Source organism: Providencia zhijiangensis (genome assembly GCF_030315915.2).
GTDB classification, from domain to species: domain Bacteria; phylum Pseudomonadota; class Gammaproteobacteria; order Enterobacterales; family Enterobacteriaceae; genus Providencia; species Providencia zhijiangensis.
In genome coordinates this window covers 2,431,370-2,456,994 of the sequence record NZ_CP135990.1, presented here as the reverse complement: position 1 = coordinate 2,456,994, position 25,625 = coordinate 2,431,370, and the positions used below count along the sequence as shown (strand labels likewise).

22 protein-coding genes and 7 tRNA genes are annotated in these 25,625 nt (G+C 42.7%); 15 read left to right on the top strand and 14 right to left on the bottom strand.

Going from position 1 to position 25,625, the window contains the following annotated elements:
* Window positions 1-104: 104 nt before the first annotated feature.
* From cysP to cysM, 5 genes are all read left to right on the top strand, one after another.
* Complete coding sequence (gene cysP / locus QS795_RS11360; RefSeq protein ID WP_286268835.1) at window positions 105-1,127, top strand: thiosulfate ABC transporter substrate-binding protein CysP; 1,023 nt, start codon at window positions 105-107, stop codon at window positions 1,125-1,127.
* Entirely contained in the window at window positions 1,127-1,957 is an 831-nt protein-coding gene (gene cysT, locus QS795_RS11355) for a sulfate/thiosulfate ABC transporter permease CysT (RefSeq protein WP_036949525.1), read from the top strand. Before cysP ends, cysT begins: the two co-directional genes overlap by 1 nt.
* Window positions 1,957-2,817, top strand: a complete 861-nt coding sequence (gene cysW, locus QS795_RS11350) for a sulfate/thiosulfate ABC transporter permease CysW (RefSeq protein ID WP_036949527.1) — start codon at window positions 1,957-1,959, stop codon at window positions 2,815-2,817. The genes cysT and cysW overlap by 1 nt, the downstream gene beginning before the upstream one ends.
* 2 nt (window positions 2,818-2,819) lie before the next feature.
* Window positions 2,820-3,908: a sulfate/thiosulfate ABC transporter ATP-binding protein CysA gene (gene cysA, locus QS795_RS11345; protein ID WP_286268833.1), complete on the top strand. Its 1,089-nt coding sequence runs from the start codon at window positions 2,820-2,822 to the stop codon at window positions 3,906-3,908.
* A gap of 81 nt (window positions 3,909-3,989) precedes the next feature.
* Window positions 3,990-4,874, top strand: a complete 885-nt coding sequence (cysM, locus tag QS795_RS11340; RefSeq protein ID WP_286268832.1) for a cysteine synthase CysM — start codon at window positions 3,990-3,992, stop codon at window positions 4,872-4,874.
* A gap of 109 nt (window positions 4,875-4,983) precedes the next feature.
* Here the strand turns inward: cysM and crr are convergent, their stop codons facing one another.
* The 5 genes from crr to cysZ form a co-directional block, all read right to left on the bottom strand.
* Window positions 4,984-5,493, bottom strand: coding sequence for a PTS glucose transporter subunit IIA (gene crr / locus QS795_RS11335; protein ID WP_154602688.1), 510 nt, complete (start codon window positions 5,491-5,493; stop codon window positions 4,984-4,986).
* 48 nt (window positions 5,494-5,541) lie between these two features.
* Window positions 5,542-7,269: a phosphoenolpyruvate-protein phosphotransferase PtsI gene (gene ptsI / locus QS795_RS11330; protein WP_286268830.1), complete on the bottom strand. Its 1,728-nt coding sequence runs from the start codon at window positions 7,267-7,269 to the stop codon at window positions 5,542-5,544.
* 136 nt (window positions 7,270-7,405) lie between these two features.
* The gene (gene ptsH / locus QS795_RS11325) at window positions 7,406-7,663 is read right to left on the bottom strand and encodes a phosphocarrier protein Hpr (RefSeq protein WP_006658608.1); all 258 of its coding nucleotides are present in this window, start codon (window positions 7,661-7,663) and stop codon (window positions 7,406-7,408) included.
* Window positions 7,664-8,018: 355 nt separating this feature from the next.
* Complete coding sequence (gene cysK / locus QS795_RS11320; RefSeq protein WP_286268826.1) at window positions 8,019-8,975, bottom strand: cysteine synthase A; 957 nt, start codon at window positions 8,973-8,975, stop codon at window positions 8,019-8,021.
* 255 nt (window positions 8,976-9,230) lie between these two features.
* On the bottom strand, window positions 9,231-9,995 hold the full coding sequence (gene cysZ, locus QS795_RS11315; protein ID WP_154639236.1) for a sulfate transporter CysZ: 765 nt from the start codon (window positions 9,993-9,995) through the stop codon (window positions 9,231-9,233).
* Between the two features lie 219 nt (window positions 9,996-10,214).
* On the opposite strand from cysZ, the gene zipA reads away from it, so the two are divergent.
* The 4 genes from zipA (at window position 10,215) to QS795_RS11295 (ending at window position 15,224) form a co-directional block, all read left to right on the top strand.
* Window positions 10,215-11,258, top strand: a complete 1,044-nt coding sequence (zipA, locus tag QS795_RS11310) for a cell division protein ZipA (protein ID WP_286268821.1) — start codon at window positions 10,215-10,217, stop codon at window positions 11,256-11,258.
* Between the two features lie 45 nt (window positions 11,259-11,303).
* Window positions 11,304-13,340 (top strand): NAD-dependent DNA ligase LigA, encoded by a 2,037-nt coding sequence (gene ligA, locus QS795_RS11305; RefSeq protein ID WP_154602693.1) that lies wholly within the window; start codon window positions 11,304-11,306, stop codon window positions 13,338-13,340.
* 241 nt (window positions 13,341-13,581) lie between these two features.
* Window positions 13,582-14,766, top strand: a complete 1,185-nt coding sequence (locus QS795_RS11300) for a NupC/NupG family nucleoside CNT transporter (RefSeq protein ID WP_036949543.1) — start codon at window positions 13,582-13,584, stop codon at window positions 14,764-14,766.
* 242 nt (window positions 14,767-15,008) lie between these two features.
* Window positions 15,009-15,224, top strand: a complete 216-nt coding sequence (locus QS795_RS11295) for a DUF3820 family protein (protein ID WP_132495526.1) — start codon at window positions 15,009-15,011, stop codon at window positions 15,222-15,224.
* A gap of 22 nt (window positions 15,225-15,246) precedes the next feature.
* Here QS795_RS11295 and QS795_RS11290 read toward each other — a convergent pair whose 3' ends face one another.
* From QS795_RS11290 to gltX, 3 genes are all read right to left on the bottom strand, one after another.
* Entirely contained in the window at window positions 15,247-16,593 is a 1,347-nt protein-coding gene (locus tag QS795_RS11290) for a flavin monoamine oxidase family protein (protein ID WP_286268812.1), read from the bottom strand.
* Window positions 16,594-16,805: 212 nt separating this feature from the next.
* Window positions 16,806-16,881, bottom strand: a tRNA-Ala gene (locus tag QS795_RS11285).
* Between the two features lie 221 nt (window positions 16,882-17,102).
* On the bottom strand, window positions 17,103-18,524 hold the full coding sequence (gltX, locus tag QS795_RS11280; protein ID WP_154628940.1) for a glutamate--tRNA ligase: 1,422 nt from the start codon (window positions 18,522-18,524) through the stop codon (window positions 17,103-17,105).
* 356 nt (window positions 18,525-18,880) lie between these two features.
* On the opposite strand from gltX, the gene QS795_RS11275 reads away from it, so the two are divergent.
* The 6 genes from QS795_RS11275 (at window position 18,881) to QS795_RS11250 (ending at window position 19,500) form a co-directional block, all read left to right on the top strand.
* Window positions 18,881-18,956: transfer RNA gene (locus QS795_RS11275), tRNA-Val, on the top strand.
* Between the two features lie 27 nt (window positions 18,957-18,983).
* Window positions 18,984-19,059, top strand: a tRNA-Val gene (locus tag QS795_RS11270).
* Window positions 19,060-19,090: 31 nt separating this feature from the next.
* Window positions 19,091-19,166 (top strand) — tRNA-Val (locus QS795_RS11265).
* Window positions 19,167-19,207: 41 nt separating this feature from the next.
* Window positions 19,208-19,283 (top strand) — tRNA-Lys (locus tag QS795_RS11260).
* 44 nt (window positions 19,284-19,327) lie between these two features.
* Window positions 19,328-19,403, top strand: a tRNA-Lys gene (locus tag QS795_RS11255).
* 21 nt (window positions 19,404-19,424) lie between these two features.
* Window positions 19,425-19,500 (top strand) — tRNA-Val (locus QS795_RS11250).
* A gap of 1,449 nt (window positions 19,501-20,949) precedes the next feature.
* Here QS795_RS11250 and QS795_RS11245 read toward each other — a convergent pair.
* The 6 genes from QS795_RS11245 to QS795_RS11220 all read right to left on the bottom strand — a co-directional run bounded on the left by QS795_RS11245 (window position 20,950) and on the right by QS795_RS11220 (window position 25,623).
* Window positions 20,950-21,567 carry a tail fiber assembly protein gene (locus QS795_RS11245; RefSeq protein ID WP_286268811.1) on the bottom strand — a complete coding sequence of 206 codons (618 nt, stop codon included), beginning with the start codon at window positions 21,565-21,567 and terminating at the stop codon, window positions 20,950-20,952.
* Entirely contained in the window at window positions 21,567-22,928 is a 1,362-nt protein-coding gene (locus QS795_RS11240) for a phage tail protein (RefSeq protein WP_286268809.1), read from the bottom strand. Before QS795_RS11240 ends, QS795_RS11245 begins: the two co-directional genes overlap by 1 nt.
* A 1-nt stretch (window position 22,929) precedes the next feature.
* The gene (locus QS795_RS11235) at window positions 22,930-23,493 is read right to left on the bottom strand and encodes a YmfQ family protein (protein WP_318626499.1); all 564 of its coding nucleotides are present in this window, start codon (window positions 23,491-23,493) and stop codon (window positions 22,930-22,932) included.
* Complete coding sequence (locus QS795_RS11230) at window positions 23,490-24,554, bottom strand: baseplate J/gp47 family protein (RefSeq protein ID WP_418055380.1); 1,065 nt, start codon at window positions 24,552-24,554, stop codon at window positions 23,490-23,492. The genes QS795_RS11235 and QS795_RS11230 overlap by 4 nt, the downstream gene beginning before the upstream one ends.
* Window positions 24,551-24,901, bottom strand: a complete 351-nt coding sequence (locus tag QS795_RS11225) for a phage GP46 family protein (protein WP_318626497.1) — start codon at window positions 24,899-24,901, stop codon at window positions 24,551-24,553. The genes QS795_RS11230 and QS795_RS11225 overlap by 4 nt, the downstream gene beginning before the upstream one ends.
* A gap of 68 nt (window positions 24,902-24,969) precedes the next feature.
* Window positions 24,970-25,623 carry a phage baseplate assembly protein V gene (locus QS795_RS11220; protein ID WP_286268805.1) on the bottom strand — a complete coding sequence of 218 codons (654 nt, stop codon included), beginning with the start codon at window positions 25,621-25,623 and terminating at the stop codon, window positions 24,970-24,972.
* Window positions 25,624-25,625 lie beyond the last annotated feature (2 nt).

Sequence of the window (25,625 nt, the reverse complement as noted above, 5' to 3'; positions counted from 1 at the left end):
CCAACTTGATATATCAAAAGATGATTGATAACTACAAAGTTATAACCAAAACATATACATTGTTTTTTAGATTATGTTTGGGTTTAGTCACAAGTAGGGATCATATGAAAAAATCAATTTTTAAAAATACAGGCTTAGCGAGTTTGGCGATGTTCTCGTTAATGAGTAGCGCATCCCTATCCGCGACGGAATTACTGAATAGTTCCTATGATATTTCAAGAGAGCTATTTGCGGCATTAAACCCTGAATTTGAAAAACAGTGGGCGCAGGAAAATCCTAATGATCCACTGACCATCAAGCAATCTCACGCGGGATCATCAAAGCAAGCGCTGGCCATTTTGCAAGGATTAAAAGCGGATGTGGTGACGTTTAACCAAGTGACCGATGTGCAAATTCTTCATGATAAAGGGCAACTAATCCCGGCGGATTGGCAAGCGCGTTTGCCGAATAACAGCTCACCTTATTATTCGACAATGGCGTTTTTAGTTCGTAAGGGCAATCCGAAAGGCATTAAAACGTGGGATGACCTCGCGCGTAGTGATGTGAAACTGGTATTCCCAAACCCCAAAACGTCGGGAAATGGTCGCTATACTTATCTAGCAGCATGGGGAGCGTTTAACCAAGAAAATGGGAAAGATAGTCCCAAAACGCGCGAGAAAATGCAGCAATTCCTGAAAAACGTTGAAGTGTTTGATACGGGCGGTCGTGGTGCAACAACCTCATTTATCGAGCGAGGGTTAGGGGATGTTTTAATTAGCTTTGAGTCTGAAGTGAATAACATCCGTAGCCAATACGGCGAATCAGACTACGAAGTGATCGTGCCTCCAATCGATATTTTGGCGGAATTCCCAGTCGCGTGGATTGACAAAAATGTGCAAAAAAATGGCACAGAAAAAGCGGCAAAAGCCTACTTGAATTACCTCTATACCCCAGAGGCGCAAAATATTATTACTCGCTTTAATTACCGTGTGAATGACAAGCAGGTAATGGAAGCGAATAAAAGCAAATTCCCGTCAACTCAGCTATTTACAGTGGAATCACAATTTGGCAATTGGAACAATGTGATGAATAACCACTTTTCGACGGGAGGGGAATTTGATCAACTTATGGAACAAGGTCGTCGTTAATGCGTAAATCAGGAAAGCGGTTTTTACCCGGTTTCGGACTGACGTTAGGCAGCAGCTTGTTTTTCGTCTGTTTGATTTTGTTATTGCCTTTAAGCGCTCTTGTGGTGCAGCTTTCCGATATGACATGGCAGCAGTATTGGGCTGTGATCAGTTACCCTCAAGTGGTTGCTGCCTATAAAGTAACCTTATTGGCGGCTCTGGTCGCAAGCCTGTTTAATGCGGTTTTTGGTATGTTGCTGGCATGGATTTTAACGCGCTATCGCTTTCCTGGACGTTTGTTCTTAGATGGGTTGGTGGATTTACCTTTTGCACTTCCTACCGCGGTAGCGGGACTGACACTCGCGACCTTATTTGCCACATCAGGCTGGTATGGGCAGTATCTGCATCAGTTCGATATCAAAGTGGTGAATACATGGTTAGGTATCGCCGTCGCGATGGCCTTTACCAGCATTCCGTTTGTGGTCAGAACGGTTCAGCCTGTACTGGAGGAGTTAGGGCCTGAATACGAAGAAGCGGCACAAACACTAGGCGCAACACGCTGGCAAACGTTCCGCCGCGTTGTGTTACCTGAAGTTTCTCCTGCGCTGATTGCAGGAACCGTTTTATCTTTTACACGCAGTCTTGGTGAATTTGGGGCGATTATTTTTATCGCCGGAAACATTGCGTGGCAAACAGAGGTGGTCTCCTTAATGATTTTCAGCCAATTGCAGCAGTTTGATTATCCTGCTGCCAGTGCGATTGCATCGGTAATTTTGGCGGTGTCATTGCTTCTTTTATTCACAGTGAATGTGATCCAAAGCCGCTTTGGTAAACGCTTAGGAGGGCATTAATGGGACAAGTCACACCATTTCCAGTCACTCAACGCAGAAATATCAATTGGGGAAAATGGGCTCTTATTGGAATTGGGCTGTTTTTCTCAGTATTGCTGCTGGTGGTGCCAATTATCTGGATTTTTATTACTGCATTTGAGAAGGGGTTGGGTGAAGTCCTTGTCAACTTAAGTAACCCAGATATGCTCCATGCTATCGGGTTAACAATTCTTATCGCCTTGATCACAGTACCTGTTAACTTGGTTTTTGGCGTGATGCTGGCATGGCTGGTGACACGTTTTCAGTTTCCGGGGCGCCAACTGTTATTGACCTTAGTTGATATTCCTTTTGCGGTTTCGCCTGTCGTGGCGGGGTTACTCTATTTACTCTTTTACGGTTCAAATAGCTGGTTTGGCGGTTGGTTAGAAGGCTTTGATATTCAGGTGATGTTTTCATGGCCGGGTATGGCGTTAGTGACTATTTTTGTGACATGCCCATTTGTCGTTAGAGAGTTAGTGCCATTGATGTTAAGTCAGGGAAGCCAAGAGGACGAAGCTGCAACATTATTGGGTGCATCGGGTTGGAAAATGTTTTGGCGAGTGACACTGCCTAACATTCGCTGGGCGTTGCTTTATGGCGTGGTATTAACCAATGCGCGTGCGATTGGTGAGTTCGGCGCGGTGTCTGTGGTATCTGGCGCTATTCGTGGTGAAACTTATACATTGCCTCTGCAAGTTGAGTTGCTTCATCAAGATTACAATACGGTAGGCGCGTTCACGGCTGCGGCTATCTTAGCGTTATTAGCGATTATTACCTTAATTGTGAAAAGTGCTTTGCAATGGCATTTAAGCCGGCAGCAAACTGAGTCAGGAGTCCATTAATTATGAGTATTGAAATTAATCATGTTGGCAAATTGTTTGGTAAAACGTCAGTGCTGAACAATATCTCATTGGATATCGGCTCAGGGGAAATGGTGGCATTATTGGGGCCATCTGGCTCTGGGAAAACTACCTTGTTGCGTATCATTGCGGGGCTAGAGCAGCAAAGCCACGGTTCGTTACGTTTCCATGGTCAGGATGTGAGCCAAGTACATGCAAAAGATAGGCATGTTGGTTTCGTGTTCCAGCATTATGCGCTGTTTCGCCATATGACGGTGTTTGAGAATGTGGCATTTGGTTTGACCGTCTTACCTCGAAAACAGCGACCCTCAAAAGCGGTGATTAAGCAAAAAGCGATGGAGCTGCTTGAGATGGTGCAATTAGCCCATTTGGCTGAGCGTTTTCCTTCTCAGCTTTCTGGTGGACAAAAACAGCGGGTAGCATTGGCAAGAGCGTTAGCGGTAGAGCCACAAATTTTGCTGTTAGACGAACCGTTTGGCGCGCTAGATGCACAGGTGCGTATTGAGTTACGTCGTTGGTTGCGTCAACTTCATGAAGAGTTGAAATTTACCAGTGTCTTTGTGACTCACGACCAAGAGGAAGCGATGGAAGTCGCAGATCGCATTGTCGTGATGAGCCAAGGACATATCGAACAAGTTGGCACCCCTAATGAAATTTGGCAATCACCGGAAACCCGTTTTGTGCTTGAATTCATGGGGGAGGTTAACAAAATCCCTGGACAGATCCGTGGTTCACAGCTGCAGATAGCGAATTTTACTTTCCCACTCGCTCAGGTGAGCGCTCAGCAAGGGGAGGTTGATGTATTTATTCGTCCTTGGGATATTCGCTTGCAGAAAGAAATGGATGAACAACACCAATTGCCAGTAAGGATCATTGAATCAGGCCCCCGAGGGCACTTTTGGCAATTAACGGTGCAACCTTTAGGTTGGGGTGAGGAAACCTTGTCCGTGGTATGGCAGGATGCGCGTACTGTTCCTACAAGGGGAGAAAATTACTATCTTGGCAGCCAACAAACACAAATTTATCAGGGTAAAGACCCATTATTTTTCCCCTCTCTCGCTAAAAGCGCGTAGATTAATAAGGGATGATTGATTTTAGAATTAATTGTTAATTATATTATCAATCAATAAAAAATTATTATAAGGAAAAACACAGTGTCAACGTTGGAACAGTTTATTGGTCATACGCCGTTGGTTCGCTTGCAAAGGCTAACGGAAGGTCTAGAGGCGGAAATCTGGGTAAAACTTGAAGGAAATAACCCTGCCGGCTCAGTAAAAGATAGAGCGGCATTTTCGATGATTAACGAAGCGGAAAAACGCGGGGAGATCAAACCGGGAGATACGCTTATTGAAGCCACCAGTGGCAATACAGGGATCGCGTTAGCGATGATTGCCGCGGTGAAAGGCTACAAATTGAAGCTGTTAATGCCAGATAACATGAGCCAAGAGCGTAAAGCGTCTATGCAAGCTTATGGCGCAGAACTTATTTTAGTGAGTACGACAGTAGGAATGGAAGGGGCGAGAGACTTAGCTCAAGAGATGGCTAAGCGAGGCGAAGGGAAGGTTTTAGACCAATTTAATAACCCTGATAATCCGTTAGCCCATTTTAAAACCACAGGGCCCGAGATCTGGCAACAAACTGCCGAGCGAATTACCCATTTTGTGTCCAGTATGGGGACGACAGGCACCATCACTGGCGTGAGTCGTTACTTAAAGAGCCAATCACAAGATGTGGAAATTGTGGGCTTACAACCCGCTGAAAAGAGCCAAATCCCAGGTATTCGTCGTTGGTCTCCTGAATATTTACCAGGGATTTTTGACAGCAAATTAGTGGATACTGTGCTCGATATTAATCAGCAAGAAGCCGAAGACACGATGCGCTCCTTAGCAAAACGTGAAGGTATTTTTTGTGGTGTGAGTTCAGGCGGTGCAGTTGCAGGTGCGCTGCGTGTGGCCAAAGAGAACCCTAATGCGGTAATTGTGGCGATTATTTGTGACCGTGGTGACCGCTATCTGTCGACAGGCGTTTTTGATAAGTAAACGTTTTTTGATAAATAACCGTTTAGAAAAGATAACCCAACAAAAAACCACCAGGGCAAAAATGTCGCTGGTGGTTTGTTATTAAGCGGTTTTTGAAGGTTTAGCGCAATTATTTCTTAATACGCATAATGACTGTTTCACCGACAGTCACGGTACCGCTTAATTTATTCAGTTCTTTAATTTCATCCATATTGGAAATAACAACCGGTGTTAAGGTTGATTTGGCTTTTTCTTCTAACAGGGCTAAGTCAAACTCAATGACAACGTCGCCTTTTTTCACTGATTGGCCTTCTTCAGCGATACGTTTAAAACCTTCGCCTTTGAGTTCAACAGTATCAATACCGAAGTGAACAAACAGTTCGATACCATCATCAGATTCAATAGAAAATGCATGGTTAGTTTCAAAAATTTTACCGATAGTACCATCAACAGGGGAGACAATTTTGTTTCCGGTAGGTTTGATAGCAATACCATCACCAACAATTTTTTCTGCGAACACAACGTCTGGTACATCTTCAATATTGACTATTTCGCCTGATAATGGCGCGATAATTTCAATATTGCCACTGCTACTCTTGTCTTCCGAAACTAGTGATTTCAGTTTGTCAAACAGACCCATGGACCTTCTCCTAATCGTTTTATATGGGACCGAACTAATGTGCTGCTGTTAGCATAACGTTTTTTCTTGGATAAAGGTATCGACAAGTTTCATCAATTCATCGGCTGTTGGTTGAGCAAGTGCTTGTTCCGCTAGCGCTTGAGTATCTGCAAAATTCGCATTACGAATGAGCTTTTTGATACGAGGAATTGAGATTGCGCTCATACTAAATTCGTCCAGCCCCATGCCTAACAGCAATAAGGTCGCACGTTCATCACCTGCTAATTCACCACACATACCCGTCCATTTTCCTTCTGCGTGAGAAGCGTCAATCACTTGTTTAATCAAGTTCAAGACGGCTGGAGACATCGGATTATAAAGGTGTGAAATCAGCTCATTACCACGGTCAACCGCTAAAGTGTATTGAGTGAGATCATTCGTCCCAATACTAAAGAAATCAACTTCCTTCGCCAAATGATGTGCAATGACTGCGGCAGCTGGTGTTTCCACCATAATACCGACTTCAATCCCCTCATCAAAGGCTTTGCCTTCTTCTCGTAGCTGCTCTTTAAGCATCTCAAGTTCTGCTTTCAGTTCTCGAACTTCTTCGACAGAAATAACCATCGGGAACATGATACGCAGTTTACCAAATTTAGACGCCCTTAAAATAGCTCTTAATTGAGAGTGTAGAATTTCTTTGCGGTCAAGACAAATACGAATTGCACGCCAGCCAAGGAATGGGTTCTCTTCCTTAGGTAAGTTCATGTATGGTAAGTCTTTATCGCCACCAATATCCATTGTGCGTACAATCACGGCTTGGCTGCCCATGGCTTCTGCTACAGCTTTATACGCTTGGAATTGCTCTTCTTCTGTTGGCAGTGCGTCTCTGTCCATAAATAAGAATTCAGTGCGGTATAGACCTACGCCCTCTGCACCATTACGCTCAGCACCCGCGACATCACGCACAGTACCGATGTTTGCACAGACTTCAACTTGATGACCGTCTAAGGTCATTGCCGGTAAATCTTTTAATTTCGCCAGCTCTTCTTTTTCTTGCAGGTATTCATTTCTGAAGGCTTTCAGCTTATCAATTTCGCTTTCAGATGGGTTGAGGTAAATGGTGTTGTTCACGCCATCTAACACAATAAAATCACCGCTTTTCACTTTGCTGGTCGCGTCGGTGGTACCGACAATCGCAGGAATTTCCAGTGAACGAGCCATGATAGAGGTATGGGAAGTACGACCACCGAGGTCAGTGATAAAACCTAATACTTTGTCTAAGTTTAACTGAGCGGTTTCGGATGGGGTCAAATCTGGGGCAACCAGAATAACTTCTTCGGTGATTGCGCTTAAATCCACAATCGGCATATTCAGAATATTTCTGAGTAGGCGTTTACCAATGTCGCGTACGTCAGCGGCACGCTCTTTCAGGTATTCGTCATCTAATGCTTCTAATGCTTGAGCTTGGTCTTCAATGACTGAATAAACCGCCGCATCTGCGGTTTTTTTATCGCCTTTGATGAGAGAGACAATTTCTTGCTCTAATTCTTCATCTTCCAGCAGCATGATATGACCTTCAAAAATCTCAGCTTTTTCCGCACCAAGATTTTTTTCTGCTTTATCTTTGATAAGGCTAAGCTGCTCAGCTGATTTGTTACGTCCATCAATGAAGTTTTGGATCTCTTTATCAACTTGCTCGTCAGTGATTTTACGGGTGCTGACAACAATAGGATCTTCTTTGAGGATGAGAGCCTGACCAAAAGCAAAACCTGGGGATACTAAAATTCCTGAAATCATAATATTACCTTACTACTGATAGGAGATTTGATGTTGCAGAGACAACAGTAGATATAAGTGATTAAGCAGGTGTCCCCGAATAATCTATTCAGGGACAGGGAATTATTACGTTAAAACAAGATGGCAAAGTGAAGATTTATTCTAATTCGCCCATCAGTTTAACTAAAAATTCAACTGCTTGTTGCTCATCTTCACCTTCAGCAGAAATGGTGACTACGGTGCCTTGGGTTAAACCTAATGTTTGTAGTTTGAACAGGCTTTTTGCGCTAGCTGATTTGCCGCCTGAACTCAGAGTAATATCTGAAGTAAATGCTTTTGCTTCTTTAACAAATTGAGCCGCAGGACGAGTATGTAAACCGTTAGGTGCTGTAATAGTAACTTCTTGCTGGAACATAATATTTCCTCAGTGATTTTAAGTTTTTTATGATGACACAGCCTATTGTAGATGAAATATGCTGAGCATGCGTATAATTTAGATTATCAACGATTCATTTGGTTTTCTACTTTGTTTGGTATCAACCAAATTATCATTTATTTAGCTTAAATTTCACACGACGCTTTTAGTGGGTATTTCGCCATTCAATCAGTGAGTGGCTAAAAAATGATTAATTTCGAGGTGTGAAATAATTACTATGTTTAATACTAAATGCCGGATAATAAATCATCCCAATCCGTGCTAATCTATGATCTCACCCACAAAAAAAGCACCTAATTGGTGCTTTTTTAACGTAATGTTAACCTAACTATCATTATTCGGCATTAATATCCGCAAACAGTGCTGTGGATAAGTAACGCTCACCTGAAGACGGTAAAATGACCACAATATTTTTGTCTTTATATTCAGGTAGTGCCGCAAGTTTAGCGGCTGCTGCAATGGCTGCTCCGGATGAAATACCTGCTAAAATGCCTTCTTTTTCCATTAGCTCACGAGCGGTTGAAATCGCTTCGTCATCGGTAATTTGCAGGACTTTGTCAATAATAGAAAGGTCTAAGTTGCCAGGGATAAATCCAGCACCGATACCTTGGATTTTATGGGGACCTGGCTTAATTTCTTCCCCTGCAAGGGCTTGAGTGATCACTGGCGAAGTTGCGGGTTCAACGGCAACCATCACCACGTCTTTTTTCCCTTTTGTCTGCTTTAAATAGCGGCCAATACCTGTGATTGTCCCGCCAGTTCCAACGCCAGAAACAACGGCATCTACGTTGCCATCGGTATCATTCCAAATCTCAGGCCCAGTCGTTTTCTCGTGAATAGCTGGGTTGGCTGGGTTACTAAATTGCTGTAATAGCAGATATTTACCTGGGTTGCTGTTGACGATTTCTTCCGCTTTAGCAATGGCGCCTTTCATACCTTTGGCGCCTTCAGTCAGGATTAAATTAGCACCAAGGGCTTTTAAAAGTTTACGGCGTTCTATGCTCATGGTTTCTGGCATGGTTAGCGTTAGTTTATAACCGCGAGCCGCAGCCACGTAGGCGAGGGCAATACCTGTATTTCCGCTTGTTGGTTCAACCAGTTCTTTATCTTTTGTCAGGATGCCTTTTTTCTCAGCATCCCAAATCATGTTCGCGCCCACACGGCATTTCACACTGAAGCTTGGGTTACGAGATTCCACTTTTGCCAAAATATTACCGTTGCCAAAATGCTGTAAACGCACTAATGGGGTATTTCCAATGGTCAACGAATTATCTTCATAAATTTTGCTCATGGGACATCCTTAAAATTAACGGTTAGCCAAGAATTAGGTGTGTTTTCAAAATTGAATATGAATTCAACATACTCGAACATCTGATTATTGCAAATATGATTTAACGCTAGAATATAACCGTGGGTTATTTAAAGTCACGTTATTATAACTAAGAAGAAAAGTCTGGTATTGGGCTGGATTGAGAGCAGAAGCCATAGAGAAGGATATGCAGATAGGTACCTGCATATCCCTAGAAAGTGTTAATTTCGAGAAGGACTAATAGCGCGCGTAACGAGCGCGATAACGATCAACCCACATTAAGGTTGCGCCACAAACCGCAACGGGCATGATGACTAAGTTTAAAATTGGGATCATCATTAATAAGCTGACTGCACCACCAAATTGAATATTATTCACTCGATCTTTTGAGAGTGCTTGTTTCATGTCGTTGAACCCAACGCGATGGTTATCAAATGGGTAATCGCAATATTGAATGGACATCATCCAAGCGCCGAATAGGAACCATAAAACGGGCGCGACAGTTTGCCCAATACCTGGAATGAAGAACAGCACCAATAACACGATGGCTCGCGGTAAATAGTAAGCAATTCGCACAAATTCCCGTTTAATCATGCGTGGTACATCTTTTAGTAATTCTGCCATACCCGTATCTGGAGCGGGCTTACCAGTTAGTTCTGCTTCTAAATGCTCTGATAGCCAGCCGTTAAACGGTGCAGCGATGATATTGGCAATCGTGCTAAAAAAATAGCTAAAAACCAGTAAGATAGAAATGACGGCGACCGGCCAAATCAGATAGTCAAGCCATTGTAGCCAGCTGGGAATGTAGCTCATAACCTGATCAATCCATCCACCAAGCTTACTGTATAACCACCAAAAAGCGCCTCCAAGAAGCAGAATGTTTGCTAATAGGGGTAAAAGAACAAAGCGCTTAATGCCAGGACGAGTGATTAGTCGCCACCCTTGTGAAAAGTAATAAAAACCAGAGTGATTTTTTTGTGGCGAAAATGTCGATTGGGTCATACTTCTTATTATCTCCTTTGCGGGTGAGCATGTATCATATAGGTATGAAATTACACTGACTAGTGATAATTTTGTATAAAAAAGCAGCAAACGAAGGCGGAATATTCTCTTTCTTGTAAGAAAATCGTTCTGAGGGTTGCACTTAGAGCAATTGAGAAATAATCTTAAGGTAGTTTCCGCCGTGATGGCATCATTATTCATCAACTAGAGATAGCAGCGATGCAGGATTTGCGTCTAATATTAGTGGTCGTAGGTGCGATAGCCATTGTCGCTTTATTACTGCATGGTTTATGGACCAGCCGTAAAGAGCGCTCTAAGTTATTTCGCGACCGACCTGTAAAACGTAGAAAGAATGACACGCAGGAAAATTCATCAGAATATGATGATTCTGCTCTGTTTACTGAAAATCAACCGGTACAAAAAGCCGCTGTTGAAGATCAGCCTATCTATATGGTGAAAGAGGAGCCGCGCGCTGAGCCTGTCTCTCAACCCCATACAATTCAACGTGACGCTGAGCCTGAGTTTAATTTAACTGCGGAGCACTCACCACAACCTGCTTCAAAGCCAGTTAAACCAACAGCTTCTGAGCCTGTGTTTGCTCCACATGTTGATAATCGCCATGCTCCTGAGCAATTGACGATTAATATGGTGGATGAAGCTGATTTACAAGAACATGTTTCAGAACCTGTACGCATTCATACAGAGCCAAAGATTCATGTTTCTGCACAGCCAGAGTCTGTACCACAAGTCTCTGCTCATCAAGAAGCAGTACAACCTGTGGCTCAGCCTCATACCGAGGTAGAGCACGAAGCACCTAGTGCACCGGCAGAAAAAGCGGCAGTTGCAAGCGAAAAGGAAATTGTTCTGGTACTGCATGTTGCAGCGCATCATGGGCAGGTTCTTGAAGGTGAAGCATTACTGCAAAGTATTCTTCAGGCTGGCTTCCAATTCGGTGCCATGAATATCTTCCACCGTCACGTTCATCCAGCGGGATCGGGGCCAGTATTGTTTAGTTTGGCAAATATGGTGAAACCGGGGTCATTTGACCCAGAAGCCATGTCTGATTTCACCACGCCGGGTGTCTCTATCTTTATGATGGTGCCGTCTTATGGTGAAGCTAGCCAGAACTTTAAATTAATGCTCCAAGCGGCACAACGTATTGCATCAGATGCAGGTGGTGTTGTGTTGGATGATGAACGAAAAATACTGACACCTCAAAAAATAGAGGTGTATCATGCTAGAATTCGAAATACATTAAGTTAATTAAAACCCCCGATTCAGGGGGTTTTTTATATCTATTGGTGAAACATGACGACGAAACAAACCCCAGACGCACTCACGCAAAAAATAGACGCGTTAAAACAACAATTGCGCCATCACGAATACCTCTATCATGTTATGGATGCACCAGAAATTCCTGATGTGGAATATGACAAGCTGATGCAAGAACTTAAAAGCCTCGAAGCGCAGCATCCAGAACTGATCACCACAGACTCCCCAACTCAGCGCGTGGGTGCAGCACCATTAGCTGCATTCGATACGGTTCGCCATGAAATTCCCATGCTCTCTTTAGATAATGTATTTGATGAAGAAAGCTATCTCGCATTTGATAAACGCGTGAAAGACCGACTGCATAACCACACTGAATTAACATTTTGCTGCGAACTCAAATTAGATGGTCTAGCCGTCAGTTTGCTGTATGAAAATGGCGAGTTAGTTCAAGCGGCCACCCGTGGTGATGGCACTGTTGGCGAAAATATCACGGCCAACGTACGCACGATCAAAGCAATTCCGCTACGTTTACGCGGGGATAATATTCCTGCCCGTGTTGAAATTCGTGGTGAAGTTTTTATGCCTCAAAAAGGCTTTGAGGCGATGAACGAAGAAGCACGTAAAACGGATGGTAAGATTTTCGCTAACCCACGTAATGCGGCAGCGGGTTCCCTTCGCCAGTTAGATCCACGTATTACGGCTAAACGTCCATTAACCTTCTATTGCTATGGTGTAGGGCTAGTGGAAGGTAAAACATTGCCAGATACCCATTATGAGCGCTTGATGCAATTCAAAGCGTGGGGGCTGCCAGTGAGTGAGCATGTGCAATTACGTGTTGGTTGCCAACAAGTCCTCGATTTCTATCACCATGTTGAAAAAATTCGCCCGACACTCGGTTTTGATATCGATGGTGTCGTGATTAAAGTGAATGATATTGCTACTCAAGAAGAATTAGGTTTTGTTTCCCGGGCACCACGCTGGGCAACCGCGTTTAAATTTCCTGCTCAAGAGCAAATCACGTTACTGAAAGATGTTGAATTCCAAGTGGGGCGTACTGGGGCGATTACACCAGTGGCTCGCTTAGAGCCAGTGCAAGTTGCGGGAGTTGTGGTGAGTAATGCCACGCTCCATAACGCGGATGAAATCGACCGTTTGGGCGTTCGCATTGGGGATACCGTCGTGATCCGCCGTGCAGGGGATGTTATTCCTCAAATCGTGAGTGTCGTACTGGATAAACGCCCTGCAGATAGTCGTGAAATCCTATTCCCGACCCATTGCCCTGTATGTAATTCAGATATTGAACGTATCGAAGGGGAAGCGGTGGCTCGCTGCACTGGTGGATTAACTTGTGGTGCCCAATTAAAAGAATCGCTTAAACACTTTGTTTCTCGCCGTGCGATGGATGTCGACGGGATGGGCGATAAAATTATTGAGCAGTTGGTCGATGCGGAATATGTGAAAAACGCGGCGCAGCTCTACCAATTATCAGCGGGTAAATTAACTGGCCTAGAAAGAATGGGACCAAAATCCGCACAAAAACTCATTGATGCGCTCGAAAAATCCAAACAAACGACACTGGCTCGCTTTATCTATGCATTAGGGATCCGTGAAGTGGGTGAGGCGACAGCGGCAAACCTTGCGGCACATTATGCATCATTAGACGCGGTGATGGCAGCGGATGAAGAATCACTGAAAACCGTTCAAGATATTGGTGAAGTGGTGGCGAAGCATGTGGTGCATTTCTTCCGTGAAGAGCACAACCGCCAAGTTATTCATGATTTATTGACCATTGCGAACATCCATTGGCCTGAAGTGAAAGTGATTAACAGTGCTGACATTGATAGTCCATTCGCTGGAAAAACGGTCGTACTGACTGGGTCGATGTCAACGCTTTCCCGCGATGAAGCTAAAGATAGACTGGTCGCCTTAGGCGCAAAAGTCGCAGGCAGTGTATCGAAGAAAACTGACCTGGTGATTGCCGGTGAAGCGGCGGGTTCAAAGTTAGCGAAAGCGACAGAATTGGGTATAAAAGTCATTGATGAAGAAGAGTTAATTCGTTTGCTGAATATCTAATCGTGACCTATATTTAATGCGCAATGCCATTATCGACCACGTGATAATGGCATTTCTTATTTTCTGGCTAACATTTTTACAGTTGTTATTAATGTGTTACTCGTGAAACGTGATCTGGTCGTGACTTTTGAAAGATAGGCTGAGTCAGTTTTCATATTAATGTGACGTTAATCTCATTTAAATGTTGTCTATTACATAGAATATGCGCATAGACTGATTCGTAACTTTGTTGGAGTCAAATATGACCTCGATCCTGCACTTTATTTTATCCATCGTCATCATCGGCGCTCTCGCGATTCTAGCGAGTAGTAACCGTAGAGGGATCCGCCCTCGCTATGTTATTCAATTACTTGTGATCCAAATTGCACTCGCTTACCTGTTCTTAAAATCAGGTATCGGTGAGTCTTTCGTTCTTGGTGTTGCTGGCGTATTTACCCATTTATTGGGTTATGCGGCAGAAGGGACCAAATTTATTTTTGGCGGAATGATTGAAGGCAATTTAGCATTCTTCTTCCTGCAAGTGTTATGTCCAATTATCTTTATCTCTGCACTGATTGGTATTTTACAACATATTAAAGTTCTGCCTTTTGTTATCCGCATCATCGGTACGGTGCTGTCGAAAGTAAACGGTATGGGTAAACTTGAGTCATTCAACGCAGTAAGTTCATTATTACTGGGTCAGTCCGAAAACTTTATTGCCTATAAAGACCAATTAGGCAGTATGTCAGAAAGAAGAATGTACACCATGGCGGCAACGGCGATGTCTACCGTTTCAATGTCCATCGTGGGTGCCTACATGACCATGTTAGATCCAAAATATGTTGTTGCCGCTCTGGTCTTAAACATGTTTGGTACATTCGTGGTGTTATCGCTGATCAACCCATACCCACCTGAAGGGGAAAAAGAGATCCAAATGCGCAGCCTGCATGAAGGTCAAAGCTTCTTCGAAATGCTGGGTGAATACATTCTTGCTGGGTTTAAAGTTGCGATTATCGTTTCTGCGATGCTGATTGGTTTTATCGCCCTGATTGCGATGGTTAACGGAATCTGTTCTGCTATTTTCAATGTTAGCTTCCAAACTATGCTGGGCTATGTGTTCTATCCATTTGCTTGGATGTTAGGCATCCCTGCGAATGAAGCGCTACAAGTTGGTGGCATCATGGCAGTGAAAATGGTGACTAACGAATTCGTAGCAATGGATGGTTTAAAAGCGGTAGCATCGGGTTTATCTGACCGTTCTGTGGGCATCTTATCGGTATTCTTAGTGTCATTCGCTAACTTCTCTTCCATCGGTATTATTGCTGGTGCAATTAAAGGGTTAGATGAAAAACAAGGTAATACCGTTGCACGTTTTGGTCTGAAATTACTGTACGGTTCAACGCTGGTAAGCTTCTTATCTGCTGCGGTGGTTGGATTAATCCTGTAGTCATCACGATAAAAAGTGTTACAGTGAGAAACGGCATTCAGTGAATGCCGTAAGGTTGATGGCAAAGAGGGATAAAAGCGTGGTTTTTCCCTCTTTGTGTTATCAGGCGAAAATCAATAAATTGATTTTCCTTGTTAATTTTACAACCCAAAAGAGCCATTTCCAAACCTGATGGTTTTGTCAATGGTCTAACGGCATTCAGTGAATGCCGTTTTTTTTATATCTAAAACAAGAGCGGATAAATGGAAAAACAAGACTTACTCGATATCGCGAATACATCCATGCCATTTGGTAAATATAAAGGTTGTGTCCTGATTGATCTTCCTGAGGAATACCTACTGTGGTTTTATAAAAAAGGGGAGTTTCCGGCAGGGCGATTAGGGGAATTGATGGAGATGACTCTCGGGCTGAAGATAGAAGGGCTAGATAGCATTGTTAAGCCTCTAAAACGAAAATAAGGGTTAGAGGCTTAATCGATAATTATTGCGCGTTAAGCAGGCTGTTGGCCGCCTCTATACCCGATAGGTAAGCACCATGTACGGTACCGGCTCCTAATAGCGCCAAATGTTCTCCAGCAAAGAAAATTTTGTTATTAATAGGCTGTTTTAATTGGGCTATTTGATCAGCCGAATAGTTAGGGGCGGGGTAGCTAAACGAACCATAAGCGTAAATATCTTTCTCCCACTCGGTTTTTATCAGCTGTATAGGCGCGGGTACATTATCAAATACCTTACTGAGCGATTCTTGCAGTTCATGCCATGCGGTGTGTTCATCACACTCTTCAAGCCATTTAGCGGACAACCCACCAAATAAAAACAGCAATGTTGGTTTTTGATAAATCGCGCTCACATCCATAAAATTCAACCAATAATCAGACTCATGAATGTACATACTATTGACGTTATTGAGTGAATTTTTGCGCCAGAAAGCTTGTTCAAAGGTGACAAATAATTTGTTGAATACACCGAAACCTAACTGATTAATAGCTTCCTGCGTTTTTTCAGGCAAGGCAGGCGTGAAATGAATTTTATCTTTCTTCAACACCCCAAGTGGTACAGTCACAACGACCTTATGAGCATTGAACTGTTGTCCATCAAGCGTGGTGACAGTGACATAATTATCTAAGTAATGAACATGTTCAACAGGGTGGTTAAGGCGAATATCCAGCCCTTTCGATAGCGTTTCGATAATTTGGGAATATCCACGCGGGAAGATCACTTCATCGCCTTCACAAAAGCCTTCGAGTTGTAAAAAATAGGGGGATAATGTCTCTAATGTGCAAGCACAGGGATCTTCAGCGATAGCTTCAAAAAATTCATGTAACCCTGTTTGTAGCTGTTCAAACAAGGACTGACTTGCATGGTGATCGACAGTCAATAAATGGTGGAATTCAGGGCTTTGCAACCAGCTATTTAATGCTTCAGCTGCATTGTTAAATTGGCAAGGTGATGAAATGTTCTCAAACTGTTCCATTAAATAATCAAGGCCCGCTTCAAAAGCCTCTTTTTCGTTCTCACATAAAACCAAGCCATTTTTTTTATAGAAAATAGCGTCTTGGTAATTGAAAACAACAGTTTGAATATGGTGCTGTTGTGCGATTGCACTGATTGGATTGTCGGTAATACCGTGGATCCAAGAAGCGCCTAAATCATAAAATTGGTTATCAATTTCCTGCGTATGAATGCGCCCACCAAGACGGTCGCGTGCTTCTAAGATAAGGACTGTTTTATGTTGGGGGTTTTGGGGTTGTAACTGTAATTGATTTGCGACTGATAAACCTGAAACGCCTGCTCCTATCACAATGATATCGGCATCTATGTGTGGCATAACTCACCTAGTTGAAATGGAATACGGACGATGTGCGATGACACATCTGAATAATTCTATTTAAATAAAATTACAAGCTAATTATATATGAGTAAATCAAATGTGAATAGAAGGTAAAGTAGGGGAAAGTGAGTTAGGCTAAATTATTAAGATAAATTGCAAATAGGATTTGGAAAAGAAAAGAGTGAATTAAAGGGAGATAAGAAAGAGTTTGGTGGAGCTAAGCGGGATCGAACCGCTGACCTCTTGCATGCCATGCAAGCGCTCTCCCAGCTGAGCTATAGCCCCAAACAAAATCTTTTGGACGGGAGGCATCATATTCAAGCTCGGTTGGAGTGTCAATATATTAATATGTTTTTCGGGTTTAACTGCTGAAATATAGAACATTTTGCAATCAATTCCCATTTAATGCGGGAGCTGAAAAGAAAACTGCCCCTTAACTTAAGAGGCAGTTTATAGAGAGGCATCTTGTCTAGAAACTTCTTGTTCAGAGGTTTCTATTTAGAAAATTATTGTGCGGATGCTTCGCGTTCTGCGATAAACGCTAATGCTTTTTCGATACGAGCGACAGAGCGAGCCTGACCGATAGCATGAACGGTAACATCTAACCCAGGAGATTGACCTGCACCAGTTACGGCTACACGCAGAGGCATACCCACTTTACCCATACCTACTTCTAACTCAGCCGCAGTCGCTTCAATGGCTTGATGAACATTTTCAGCCGTCCAATCTGAAATAGCGATTAATTTGTCTTTCACGACTTCTAATGGCTGGCGAGCAACTGGACGTAAGTGTTTTTTCGCTGCATCAGCATCAAATTCTTCAAAGTCCTGATAGAAGTAGTGGCAAGATTCCGCCATTTCTTTCAGTGTCTTACAGCGCTCACCCAGTAATTTGATTAACTCAACTAACTGTGGGCCAGTGCTAGTATCGATATTTTGCTGTTCGATATGCCATGCAAGGTAGGTAGCCACTTCTTCAGCTGGTAAGGTATTGATATAGTGATGGTTCAGCCACTGTAATTTTTCAGTGTTGAATGCACTCGCTGATTTGCTGATAGCATCAAGAGAAAAATATTCTTTCATTTCTTCAATTGAGAAAATCTCTTGGTCGCCGTGTGACCAGCCTAAGCGCACTAAATAGTTTAATAGCGCTTGTGGCAGGTAGCCGTCATCGCGGTATTGCATAACGCTAACAGCACCATGGCGTTTAGACAGTTTTTTACCATCATCACCTAAAATCATAGAAACGTGAGCATATTCAGGAACTGGCGCGCCTAATGCTTTGAGAATGTTGATTTGGCGAGGGGTGTTATTGATATGGTCTTCACCACGAATGACGTGGGTAATTTCCATATCCCAGTCATCAATCACCACACAGAAGTTATACGTTGGAGAACCATCGGTACGACGAATGATTAAGTCATCTAGCTCTTGGTTGCTAAATTCAATTGGACCACGGATGGTGTCATTGAAAATAACGGAACCTTCTTGCGGGTTACGGAAGCGAACAACATGCGGTTCTGCCGCAGTGTGGTTATGTTCATGGTCACGGCAACAACCGTCATAGCGAGGTTTTTCGCCTTTTGCCATTTGTTCTTCGCGTAAAGCTTCTAAACGCTCTTTAGAGCAGTAGCAGCGGTAAGCGGTACCTGCTTCTAACATGGTATCGATTACGGCATTGTAGCGATCGAAACGCTTAGTTTGATAGTAAGGACCTTCATCCCAATTTAAATTCAACCAGTTCATACCGTCCATAATGGCGTCGATAGCTTCCTGAGTTGAACGTTCTAAGTCGGTGTCTTCAATACGCAGGACAAATTCGCCCTGATTGTGGCGACTATATAACCAGGAATACAGGGCGGTACGAGCACCACCAACGTGCAAGTAGCCAGTTGGGCTTGGTGCAAAACGGGTTTTGATTTTACTCATCGAGATTGCCTTAATTGCGAAACGTTGTTTCTTAATGCGCTTATGATCATCGTAAGCATTGCTAAAAGTTCCTCTATTCTATCACCCTGTAGTGAATCCTCAATCTGCTTATCTCTATACAGATAAAGAAAATCATCAAATTGGGAAAATAACCGCTAAAATTTTTAGTCTGGTGAGCTTTGAGTGATTTTTTTCTAATAAAATTTAGTAGGATAATGTAGTTAATTGATTAAAAAGGGTACTTCTTAGGTGATAATTAAAACATCTTGATTATTTTTGCAACGAACAGAAAAAATCTATTCAAAAACCGTTGACTCAGAACTCAGTATCCCTATAATGCACCTCCATCGACGACGGGGCGATTAGCTCAGTTGGTAGAGCACCTCCCTTACAAGGAGGGGGTCAGTGGTTCGAGCCCGCTATCGCCCACCACCGTTGACGATGAAAACATAAATAATTGGGCGATTAGCTCAGTTGGTAGAGCACCTCCCTTACAAGGAGGGGGTCAGTGGTTCGAGCCCGCTATCGCCCACCAATTATTTATGACAATGTGATTATTATGAAGTGGGCGATTAGCTCAGTTGGTAGAGCACCTCCCTTACAAGGAGGGGGTCAGTGGTTCGAGCCCGCTATCGCCCACCACTTCATCTTTTCTTGCATTAAAATAATTCAGAAATATAGATGGGTCGTTAGCTCAGTTGGTAGAGCAGTTGACTTTTAATCAATTGGTCGCAGGTTCGAATCCTGCACGACCCACCATCTAAATGAAGTAAATCATTCAAGCAGTACAGATACTTGAATATGGGTCGTTAGCTCAGTTGGTAGAGCAGTTGACTTTTAATCAATTGGTCGCAGGTTCGAATCCTGCACGACCCACCATCAAAAATAGCGTCATGAAGTGGGCGATTAGCTCAGTTGGTAGAGCACCTCCCTTACAAGGAGGGGGTCAGTGGTTCGAGCCCGCTATCGCCCACCACTTCATTTTTATCAAAAATCACGTCATAAATCCTCAATGCAAAGCTTAACATACTGATTTTAATTAGTTTATGCATAGCTGTGCCCAGTAAGATTTTACTATCCTTCTCTCAGCCATTCTTCGTTTATTTTGCTTAAATATTCATATTACTTATAAGGTATTATTCCTATTAAGATTGTACATATCGTTATATTGGCCATTATATTGTTAATATAAACTTTTGAATTTTTAATGAATCAAAATATTGAATGAAACGATAACGAGACTTTTCCTTGTATTGTAGAGCTCTTGGTTTTTTTGAAACCAAAATTTAGTTAATAAAAATAAAGCATATCAACGCTATAAGTAAAATCACTTAAATGATAATGTTAAAGGATTAATCCATTTATAGTTTTATCTAAAATGAATTTTTATTAAAAAATATGATGGCGATGAAATTATGCTAGAAATTAAATTATGCCATACCACATGAACAGCCTTATGTTGGTTTGGATTAAATAGACCATTAAGAATATTCTTAGTTGATATTAAAAAAACAGCAAATAAAACTTTCATTGATATTACAACAAAAGAACATCTGTAAAGTAGTATATTGGTGAATAATTCTAGTTATTCTCGTTTTGATAATCTTAAAGTTCAATAATTTTCGAGTGTTTATGTATTCATAATATTAAAATAAGATTATCGATAATCAGTAATGTTCATATTTTTGTGATATTCATCAAGTAAAGTGAATGTTCGACTTCCTTAACGTTAATGTTTTGTTATGTTGAATGTGTAGGTGCATTAAATTCACTAGGTTACTTTAAAAATATAGCGTTTAATTAATTTGTAGCATACAGTTCAAAAATGTAAGTTATTGATGTTTTATGTTGCGAAATAGTTATATATGTAAAACATATATTTTTTACTTTCTTTTACAGAAAATGCTCACTTAATGTGGTTTTTGACTCAAAAAAACACCAATGTTATCGTGAAACGATTAACTTTGTTACAGTGTTAAATTATTCTGTTTATTTCCTTTATTTTTGGATTTATTGGCGGGAAAGTGATTGGTTTTTAGTGAATTGTCTTGCTATGTGCTATTTCACCTGAGTTTACTAGGTGATATTCACTGGCTGTTAATTTGTATAAGCCATTGATAATAAATAACTAATTTACTAACTCGTCTTGTTTGTATAGAGAAAAATATTTTGTTACATAGTTGCAATGTCATTTTTGGACTAGTTGAAACTAATTAGAAGGCTAGTATATCATTCTCTTAGTGATGTTGGATGTATCACCGTGTTTTTATCAATGAACTATGTAGAGCGGCGAAATGATTTGCACTAATTGGCGGACAATTTCGCATAAAAGGAAAGATATAAAAAGATGGATTTTGCACTGTGCGGAATTGATAGAAATAATTTACATGGAAAATTTGGCAAGCCTTACAGCTTGCCTTAGATATTATGGTTTTTGAGGGTATTTAATATCTGGCGCTAATGATGTATCGATATCAGCAACTTTGACGCTATAGATTTCCCACGCTGTCAGCAGTGCTTTTTCTTCGTCTGTCGCCATGTTTAGACGTACTTTGCGCTCAAGCATTGCGATATACTGCTCTGCCTCCTCTAAGCGCTGTGCTTTTTCACTCTCAGCCTGAGCAATAAATGCCGCTTTTTGTGCTTGCGTATCAGTCACCCATTTTTGACCATCCCATTTATCAAACTCAGTTTTTGGCTCTAATAGAGTGAGTGTTGTTGGTAAATCACCAATAAAATCAATAACAATCGGTTGGCGATTTTCTGTGTTGTATGCGGTTTTATTTCTGTTATCAGCGACGATTTCCCACTTAGAACCATCTTTACTACGTATCACCGCGAAGCCCGCTTTTGTTGGTAATTCAGGCGCATCAATATAAGCACCAGCGGATACGCTGACATCAAAATAAATATTCTCCATGCTCGCGTTCAAATATTCACGCGTGTGTGGGTCTGCAATATAAACTTTAATCCAACCTGCTTTTGTTGCTAAACCATTTTCGCTAATTTCGGCTTGTTCAATCTCTAAATTATAGTTTTTCATTATGCTACTCTCACTATATATAAAAATGCAATGTTACGAGGACGATTTTCATTTGCGGTTGGCACGGAATCTGAAGCTTTAAATACTGCTTTAGCGTATAACTTAACGCTACCTGTAGAGTCAGACGCAGCACCAGTGGTTCCATTTGTTGATGATGAAAATGCCCCCTCCCCATTCGTATTGCTTTTAGCTGTTTCAATACTGCCAGTGATATTCCTAATCGCATCACTTTGAGCCGATAAAACGGCACGGCCATTATCAATATTGCGCCCAGCGTCAAGGCCGCGAATAAACTCACCACGCAGGTCGGGTAATATCCCTGATGGGTAAGCTTGTGCCAGAAGAGGGTAAGTGTTTTTATTGAATGTTTGTCCGTTACAAACTAAATAACCCGCTGGTGCGGTTGATTGAGGCCAAGGTATAGGCGCACCCACGGGAAAGTCAGTTAATGCATCAGAAGAACCAGAAGCTTTTAAGTTACCATTTCGGTCTATTTTTGTATTCCCAGTTGAGTAAAACTCGACAAAACCTGACATTTTCCCTGATGTATTATCTATTGCTGATGACAAATATAAGCGAGTAGTCCAATCAGGAGAGTACAAAATTGATGCCGATAATTTAGGATCGCGACCAAATACTATACCTCCGCCAAAATTGGATGGGGCGCCAATGGCATCAGAGTTATTGTAAATAAAACCAAAAGTCCTACCCACAGAATTTGTATAATCATTCTCTTTTATCAATTCAGTTGTTTTTGTTGCCCCTAAACCAAAATCTCCAGGCTTCATGAATGCTTTTGTTGCTGCATCTTGACTCATAACCTGTGTTGTTGATGAACCCGTAATTTGTACTATCGATGTTTTATCAAACTTCGCATTTAGTCCGTTGTTTAGCGCGGTGTTGGTTGCATAGTCACCCGCAGGGGCGTAGTCCCCTTTAGGTTGATATCTGCCGTCTGATTCAGTTTTTGAAAAGCTGTATCCAATTGATGCTAATTTTCCAATCTCAGTAGTAAACAAATTCAGGCTAGGCACTTTGTCATTATCGTTGCCCTTTACGCCTGAAATGTTCGCTTTATCAATTTTCTTATTGAGACCGTTATCAACATAAGCGGTGGTAGCATAATTTCCGCTAGTCACTATTTGGCTAATTGCATCCGCAAGCTGATTCGTCTTTTTTGGGTCTGGTGTCATACCCGCTTTCGCAAGTACGTTTTTGATTTCAGCCTGTACGTCGCGCGTGGCTGCTTGCACGTTGTTAAGCCATAATGCAGCGACGATTGTACCTAACTGCCCAGTGGTAGGGTCACCATCATGAAAGATACTGTCTTGCGTGTTAATTGGGGGCATTAAGTCCTGCATATCAAGACTCCTGATAAGTAAAATAACAGAATGTATGAGCGGGCTTGAGGTCATTAAATACGGTTTCAATGACGGTATCAGCCCAAAATGACAAGCGTTCACCAGCAACTGAGCCACCGGATCTAAATCGATAAACTAGTGATTTCGCACCAAAGATATTAACGACCCAAACCCATAAAATACCCGGATGAGTGAGTCGGTCTCCCGCTCGACTGACGCCAACCTGAAAGGGGTCTAGCTCATCAATCGTAATGTCGTAGCCCAGTTTTTTAGCGAGCTGAACAAAGTAAGGGATAGATAAACCGCCTGTTTCAGCCAGTTTGACTAAAACCAGCTCTAGGCGTTGTTGGTAGCTTAAATTGGCATCCGGCGTTAAATCTAAAACGCGCTCCCAATCAGGCAGCAAGCTATTAGAGAAAAAAGGCGTAATGCTATTTCTAACAAGGTCAGCGCTATCTTGAATGAGCGTGAAACGGTTTGCTTCGGCTTGCAGTTCGACGTCTAAACGTGGCGCATCCAAAGCATAACTAACAGGGGGCAAGAGCTGCTTAAGCAAGGTCTTCATTTTGGCAACCTCACCACAATGTTACCTGGTCGCAACCATTCAAGATTTTTATCATCGACCAGGGCGATCACATTACCCGCAGGCTTAATAATAAGGCGGTCAGTAATGCCAGGGATTAATGAAATAGCTGTTTCGACTTCACTGCGAATTAACTTTTGACCGGGAGCGATACGCCCCATAACCGCATTAATTTCAGTTTCAACTTGGTTCTTGGCGGATTCTAAGCTAATGCCCTCAAGCGTGACTTCAACCTCAAAATCAACGTAACGTTCAGTTGGTGCGAGAACGTAAGAATTCTTCGCGGTGACAGGTCGAACATCATCAATGTGAGCCTGCGCAGCCTCAATGATATCGCGAGAAGGAAGCCCATCAGCGGATATAATCGCGATATCAACCGTTCCCAACCCACGGCGCAAAGGGTAAACAAAGGCATTCGTGACGCCAGGTACTTCTAGCGCCCAGCGGCGATAATCGTACTTATTACCACCTGCAGGAGGGCGACGAATAACATCTAACAATCGCGCGAGTAAGCTGGCATCGGTTTCAATATCTGTCCCGCCAGAAAGCTGATTAATGGCAACCAACGAGTTGATCCCCATAGGGGCATTGACTAATTCTGCTGTGGTCGGCTTGGATAAGTTACTACTTGTACCGGACTGGTTAGCCTGAATGGGCACGGAAACTTTACCATCAGCGGGTAATGTCACCTCAGCCGTGGTAAAGCAGGAGGTGTTTTCACCCCGCAATTGGCTTCCCGCAGGCAATACCGTATCTTTTGTACCGGTAATGACCGCAATACCTTTCGCGGTAGTTGCAGGTTTACGAATTAAACTACGTGTACGAGCATGTAGCTCTAAATAATCACTGTCTGCAGTATCGGGGAATATTTGGCGCACAATCCAGCTTTGATGCTGGTAAATCCCTAATGCAACACTGGCGACTGAGGACGCACGCACAAAGTAATCGCTATCAGTACCAATATCCGCATCTGGTAGCTGATTTTTCAAGTCATTTAAGAGCGTGTCGCGGATTTGGTCAAAGGTTGGCGTAATAAACATCAGGCAATCCTCACATTGTGCTTGAACGTTTGGGGTTCGTTGCCTGCATCGATGATCTCAATCCACAATACCGCCCGTTTTAAGCCATCGCGATGTACCGTAACGCTAATCGATAAAGCGCGACCATCATCCAATAATGGCTGTAAGGCTTGCTCTGCGTATTGACGCGCCAATAAATAGACGCGTGAAACATCTTTTTCGCGTGTTAATTCGTGCAATCGAGAGCCGAGCAACGGGTCAGCCCAATAACTGCCGAGCGGCGTCATTAGACGTAAATACACGGCATTTGAGAGGTTGTTGGTTTGAGTTCCGGTGTAGTCACCGGTTGAAGTATCGAGTGCTCTGTCCATGCTGCGCAGTATCGCAGCATGGGTAAAGCGTTAGTGTGTGAAGAGGTTCAGCACTTTATGAGAGGGTGTTAAGCTTTAGAAGAGCCTGTATCCGCACCATTATTACCATTTGGGTGCTTATGGCGTTGCAGTGAAATATCACCGGCTTGAACATCACCGTCGGTTTTATAGCTACCCGAGGTCTGCGTGATATTACCCTCAAAGTTAGCCCCTTTACCACCTTTAATTGCCATCCCGCCATTGCCTGTGATTTGTTTCATGGCGGTGAGCTGCTCACTGGTGGTGACCATAGGTGTGTTAAAATCCGCTTTATCTTCGGCATTCACTTCATATTGCTTGCAGTTAACCCGATAAACATCACATTCAACATCAATGATACGACCCCGCTTTAACACAATTTTAGCGCCTTCATCGGTATACAAAGCGACTTCGCCAGTCTCCAGCCCCGCAAGGCGATAAGCACCATGCTCGGTAGCAATCACAATACCATGAGAGGAATGCCCGCCCAGCGGCAAAACTATGGCTTCTGTGCCGGGTAAAGGGCGAGAGGTAAAGCCATAGTGCTGAAAAATCTCTTGTCCCTGCAGTGGCTCACCCGATAGACCTTCACCTTGCATCGTTTGGACTTTGCCTTCGCTATCCGTGGCATTTAACTCAGCCCTAAATGCCATTCTAATGCTGTTTAAAGCTTGATTAATGCGTTGATTAATATGGCTCCACATGA